This window comes from Acidovorax sp. KPB24-03, assembly GCF_057546605.1.
In genome coordinates, this window is record NZ_BAAJYR010000253.1 from 1 (window position 1) to 4,982 (window position 4,982).

Consider the following 4,982-nt stretch of genomic DNA (forward strand, 5'->3'; position numbering starts at 1 on the left):
TAGCCCACGTAGCCGGGCGGCGCGCCGATCAGGCGGGCCACCGAATGCTTTTCCATGAACTCGCTCATGTCGATGCGGATCAGGTGGTCTTCGCTGTCGAACAAAAAGCCCGCCAGCGCCTTGCACAGCTCGGTCTTGCCCACGCCCGTGGGGCCCAGGAACAGGAACGAGCCCGTGGGCCGGTTGGGGTCGGACAGGCCCGAGCGCGAGCGGCGGATGGCATTGGCCACCGCGGCAATGGCCTCGTCCTGGCCCACCACGCGCTCGTGCAGCTTGTCTTCCATCTGCAAGAGCTTGTCCTTCTCGCCCTGCATCATCTTGGCCACGGGGATGCCGGTGGCGCGGCTCACCACCTCCGCGATCTCCTCGGCGCCCACCTGGGTGCGCAGCAGGCGCGGGGCGCTGCCTGCGCCGTCCTTGCCGGCTTCCTTGGCCTGCGCTTCCTTGAGCTGCTTTTCCAGGTCGGGCAGCTTGCCGTACTGCAGCTCGGCCACCTTGTTGAAGTCGCCCTTGCGGGTGAACTCCTCGATCTGGAACTTGAGCTTGTCGATGGCCTCGCGCACGTGCGCGCTGCCTTGGGCCTGGGCCTTTTCGGACTGCCAGATCTCGTCGTAGTCGGCGATTTCCTTTTGCAGCCTGGCGATCTCTTCCTCGATCAGCGCGAAGCGCTTTTGCGAGGATTCGTCCTTCTCACGGCGCACGGCCTCGCGCTCGATCTGCAGCTGGATCAGCCGCCGGTCGAGGCGGTCCATGACCTCGGGCTTGGAGTCCATCTCGATCTTGATCTTGGACGCGGCCTCGTCGATGAGGTCGATGGCCTTGTCGGGCAGGAAGCGGTCGGTGATGTAGCGGTGCGACAGTTCGGCCGCGGCCACGATGGCCGGGTCGGTGATGTCCACGCCATGGTGCACCTCGTACTTTTCCTGCAGGCCGCGCAGGATGGCGATGGTGGCCTCGACCGTGGGCTCGCCCACGAGGATCTTCTGGAAGCGCCGCTCCAGGGCCGCATCCTTTTCGATGTACTTGCGGTATTCGTCGAGCGTGGTCGCGCCCACGCAGTGCAGCTCGCCGCGCGCCAGCGCCGGCTTGAGCATGTTGCCCGCATCCATGGCGCCTTCGCCCTTGCCGGCGCCGACCATGGTATGCAGCTCATCGATGAAGACGATGGTCTGGCCCTCGTCCTTGGCCAGCTCGTTCAGCACGCTCTTCAGGCGCTCCTCGAACTCACCGCGGTACTTGGCGCCGGCCAGCAGGGCCGCCATGTCCAGCGACAGCACGCGCTTGCCCTTGAGCGATTCCGGCACCTCGCCGGCCACGATGCGCTGGGCCAGGCCCTCCACGATGGCGGTCTTGCCCACGCCGGGCTCGCCGATCAGCACGGGGTTGTTCTTGGTGCGGCGCTGCAGCACCTGGATGGCGCGGCGGATCTCGTCGTCGCGGCCGATCACGGGGTCGAGCTTGCCGATGCGGGCGCGCTCGGTCAGGTCCAGGCAGTACTTGGCGAGGGCGCCGCGCTGGCCTTCGGCCTCGGCGCTGTCCACCTTCTGGCCGCCGCGCACGGCGTCGATGGCGGCCTCCAGGCTCTTGCGGGTCAGGCCGTTGTCCTTGGCGATCTGGGCGGCGTCACCCTTGCTGTCCACCAGCGCGAGCAGGAACAGCTCGCTGGCGATGAACTGGTCGCCGCGCTTGATGGCCTCCTTCTCGGTCGCCTGCAGCACGCGGCCCAGCTCGGGGCCGCCCTGCACCTGGTCCTGCCCGTGCACCTGGGGAAGGCGCTTGACCGCGGCCTCGGCCGCGGACAGCAGCCCCGGCACGTTGGCGCCGGCGCGCTGCAGCAGTGCCCGCGGACCGTCTTCCTGGCGCAGCATGGCGACCAGCATGTGCACGGGTTCGATGTAGGCGTTGTCGTTGCCCAGCGCCAGCGACTGCGCGTCGCTCAGGGCTTCCTGGAACTTGGTGGTGAATTTGTCGAGACGCATGGTTGAAATGTCCTCCGAATTGCAACGCAGTTGGGGGAGGTGGAGGCACATTTCAAGCGCGCGCCCCACAGCAGGCCATGCGCCAGATCAAATTCAGGCAGGCATCTCAAAAAAATGCCAAATGCTCACTTATCGATAGCAAAATGCCCTAGTGGAATATGCGGCGAAGGCCTTTTTACCCCAAACCCCCATCCGCATTGGGAAGGGCGGCGATGCCCCAGCGCGCCAGCGCGGCGTCGTCGCTCACCCGGGCGTCGACCCAGCGCGCGCCCTGGGGCGTGACCTCCTTCTTCCAGAACGGCGCCTGGGTCTTGAGGTAATCCATCAGGAACTCGCAGGCCTGAAAGCCCTGGCCCCGATGGGCCGAGGTCACCGCCACCAGCACGATCTGGTCCTGCGGCTGCAGCAGCCCCACGCGGTGCACCACCCGGGCGCCAAACAGCTCGAAGCGGCGCAGCGCCTCGTCCACCATGGCTTCGATGGACTTCTCGGTCATGCCGGGGTAATGCTCCAGCTCCATCGATGCGACGGCGTCGCCGGCATTGTGATCGCGCACGGTGCCCACGAAGCAGCACACCGCGCCCACCCGCGGATCGCCCGCGCGCAGGGCCGCCAGTTCGGCGGACACGTCGAAGTCGGCCACCTGGACGGCCACGCGGGGCGGGGCGATGGGGAGTGGAGCGGGAACAGGGTTCATGGCCGCTGCGAAAGGGGTCTGGCGCCGGTGCGGCTCATGGCGAGCGGTGCAGGCGCGGGGCGGAGAGCAGGCCGCGCTCTTCCTCGATGATCTGGTCGAGCTGGCGCCGTGCGGGGGACGCCGGCACGCGCGCCAGCATGGCCTGCAGCCGCACCACGTCGTTCACCGACGGCGCGACCTTCACCTGCGCGATGGCCGCCTGGGTGTTTCCGCCCTGGATGAGGGCGAAGACCTTGCCGACCCACTCGTCTTTGTCTCTCGAATTGCGTGCCATGCGGCGGTGTCCTTGTGCGTGCGTTCGCAAACCGCGATTGTCATGGAAACCGCCGGGCCGCTGGGGCCGGCCGGGAAAAGAGCGCCTTTGCTAAAGTGGCCGGCTTGCCAGGCATGCCGCCGCGCCCGCTTCTTGCGCCTTGCACCGCTGCCATTCCCCCTTCGCTCTCCTTTCCGCATGGCCACCCAGACCGTCACCACCGACCGCTACAAGCTCTTCCCGTCACCGCGCAACCAGCACCGCGTGGTGTTCGAGCACGAGGTCTTCCAGCCCCACCCCTACGCGCTGATCGACCTGCCCAGCTACGACCTGCGGGGCCGCTACAGCCTGTTCGCCGCCCACCGCCTGGCGGACGGCAAGATGGGCCAGCTCGCCACGTTCGAGCTGGCCGAGGATGCCGAGCGGTTCGCGCGCCTGTTCACGCCCGACTGAGCCGCATCCGCCATGCACGACGAGAACCAGATCCACGTCCCGCCCTCGTTCCTGGCGGTGTACAGCGATGCCCGCCAGCGCCTGTCCGAGCCGGTCGCCGTGGTCCGCGAGCGCTACGAGCTGTGCGAAGACCTGGCCAGCCATCTGGTGGAGCAGGCGCAGACGCTCTACCACGTGCAGGCCCCGTCGGAGGCCGAGATCCTGCTGCGCATCCACGCCGGGCTGGCCACGCCCGGCTCCGGCGTGGCGCCACCCGAGGCGCGCTGGATCACGCTGCGCCTGGCCGAACTGCTGAACTGGCGCTGCCCGGAACTGCCGCATCCTCCGGACGAGGCCCCGCAGGGCGGTGCCCCTGCGCCCTAGCCCCGCCACCCAGCGCGAGGGCACCGCCAGCGGCGCGACGGAGGGCCTGTACCGGCGCACCCTGGCTATACTGACCCCCATGCCTTCGCACACCCCCTCGCCTTCGCGGACCCTCCGGTCCGTGGCGGCGTGCGCAGGCAAAGCCAAAAAACCCCAGCTCATCTGACCGGAGCTGCGGTTCCGTCCGGATGAGCGACGGAACCGCACGGCAGGCACCCTCTCCCCTTTTTTCTTTTTGAACGCCTGCCGCTTTGCCGGTCGGCGCACGCATCCCTGGACGGCTCCCTCGGTCGTTGCCTGAAAGGATGTTCCCGTGCGTTCACATTCCACCCACTCCCATGCCACCACCCGCCCTGCCACCCCGCGGGCCCGTGGCGATTTCTCCGGCCTCTGGATTCCCCTGGTCACCCCGTTTCGCCACGGCGCCGTGGACCATGACGCCCTGAAGGCCCTCGTGCAGCGGCTGCGCGGCACGGGCATCGCGGGGTTCGTGGCCTGCGGCTCCACCGCCGAAGCCGGGGCGCTGGACACGCCGGAGCAGGACGCCGTGCTGGCCACGGTGCTCGCGCACGCGGGCGGCCTGCCGGTGGTGATGGGCGTGTCGGGCTGCCACATGGGCCAGGTGCTGGCACGGGTGCGCAATCTGGCCCCGCAGCCGCTGGCCGGGCTGCTGGTGCCGGCGCCGCATTCCATCCGGCCGTCGCAGGCCGGGCTGCAGCAGTGGTTCGGGGCGATCGCCGATGCCAGCGCGGTCCCGCTCATCGTCTACGACATTCCCTATCGCACCGGCGCCACGCTCGACCTGGCCACCTTGCGCGGCCTGGCGGCGCACCCGAATCTCCGCGCCGTGAAGGACTGCGGCGGCAGCCCAGCGAAGACGCAGGCGCTGATCGCAGACGGCGCGCTGCAAATGCTGGCGGGCGAGGACGCCCAGGCCTTCACCACCGTCGCGCTCGGGGGCGCCGGGGCCATCGCCGCGAGCGCTCACTGGCAGACGGCCGAATGGGTGGCCTGCCTCGACGCCGTCGCGGCCGGGGACCTGGTGCAGGCACGCGGGCTCTGGCAGGGGATCGTTCCGTGGGTGGAGCGTTTCTTCGCCGAGCCCAACCCCGCCCCCATCAAGGCCCTGCTGGCCGCGCGGGGCGAGATGGCGGACGAGTTGCGCGCGCCGATGACGTCGGCCTCGCCCGCACTGGTACAGCGGCTGCAAGAGGCCCTGGCGGCCCTGCCGCGCGGC

6 protein-coding genes are annotated in these 4,982 nt (G+C 69.2%); 3 read left to right on the top strand and 3 right to left on the bottom strand.

Translation table 11 applies throughout. The annotated features are described in order from the left end of the window. From AC27KI_RS18470 to AC27KI_RS18480, 3 genes are all read right to left on the bottom strand, one after another. Positions 1-1,979, bottom strand: a 1,979-nt coding sequence (locus AC27KI_RS18470; RefSeq protein ID WP_487090366.1) for a Clp protease N-terminal domain-containing protein, incomplete at its 3' end; no start/stop codon positions are given. Between the two features lie 175 nt (positions 1,980-2,154). Beyond that, on the bottom strand, positions 2,155-2,676 hold the full coding sequence (gene moaE, locus AC27KI_RS18475; RefSeq protein WP_487115163.1) for a molybdopterin synthase catalytic subunit MoaE: 522 nt from the start codon (positions 2,674-2,676) through the stop codon (positions 2,155-2,157). 34 nt (positions 2,677-2,710) lie between these two features. Further along, complete coding sequence (locus tag AC27KI_RS18480) at positions 2,711-2,950, bottom strand: hypothetical protein (protein WP_487115165.1); 240 nt, start codon at positions 2,948-2,950, stop codon at positions 2,711-2,713. Positions 2,951-3,127: 177 nt separating this feature from the next. On the opposite strand from AC27KI_RS18480, the gene AC27KI_RS18485 reads away from it, so the two are divergent. From AC27KI_RS18485 to AC27KI_RS18495, 3 genes are all read left to right on the top strand, one after another. Then, positions 3,128-3,382 (top strand): hypothetical protein, encoded by a 255-nt coding sequence (locus AC27KI_RS18485; RefSeq protein WP_272567945.1) that lies wholly within the window; start codon positions 3,128-3,130, stop codon positions 3,380-3,382. 12 nt (positions 3,383-3,394) lie between these two features. Beyond that, positions 3,395-3,745 (top strand): hypothetical protein, encoded by a 351-nt coding sequence (locus AC27KI_RS18490; protein WP_487115167.1) that lies wholly within the window; start codon positions 3,395-3,397, stop codon positions 3,743-3,745. 313 nt (positions 3,746-4,058) lie between these two features. Further along, positions 4,059-4,982: dihydrodipicolinate synthase family protein (locus tag AC27KI_RS18495; protein ID WP_487115169.1), on the top strand; the 924-nt coding region annotated here is incomplete at its 3' end.

Coding starts and splice junctions, on each gene's coding strand:
- moaE (WP_487115163.1), bottom strand. CDS start 2,676: ATGAACCCTGTTCCCGCTCCACTCCCCATCGCCCCGCCCCGCGTGGCC.
- AC27KI_RS18480 (WP_487115165.1), bottom strand. CDS start 2,950: ATGGCACGCAATTCGAGAGACAAAGACGAGTGGGTCGGCAAGGTCTTC.
- AC27KI_RS18485 (WP_272567945.1), top strand. CDS start 3,128: ATGGCCACCCAGACCGTCACCACCGACCGCTACAAGCTCTTCCCGTCA.
- AC27KI_RS18490 (WP_487115167.1), top strand. CDS start 3,395: ATGCACGACGAGAACCAGATCCACGTCCCGCCCTCGTTCCTGGCGGTG.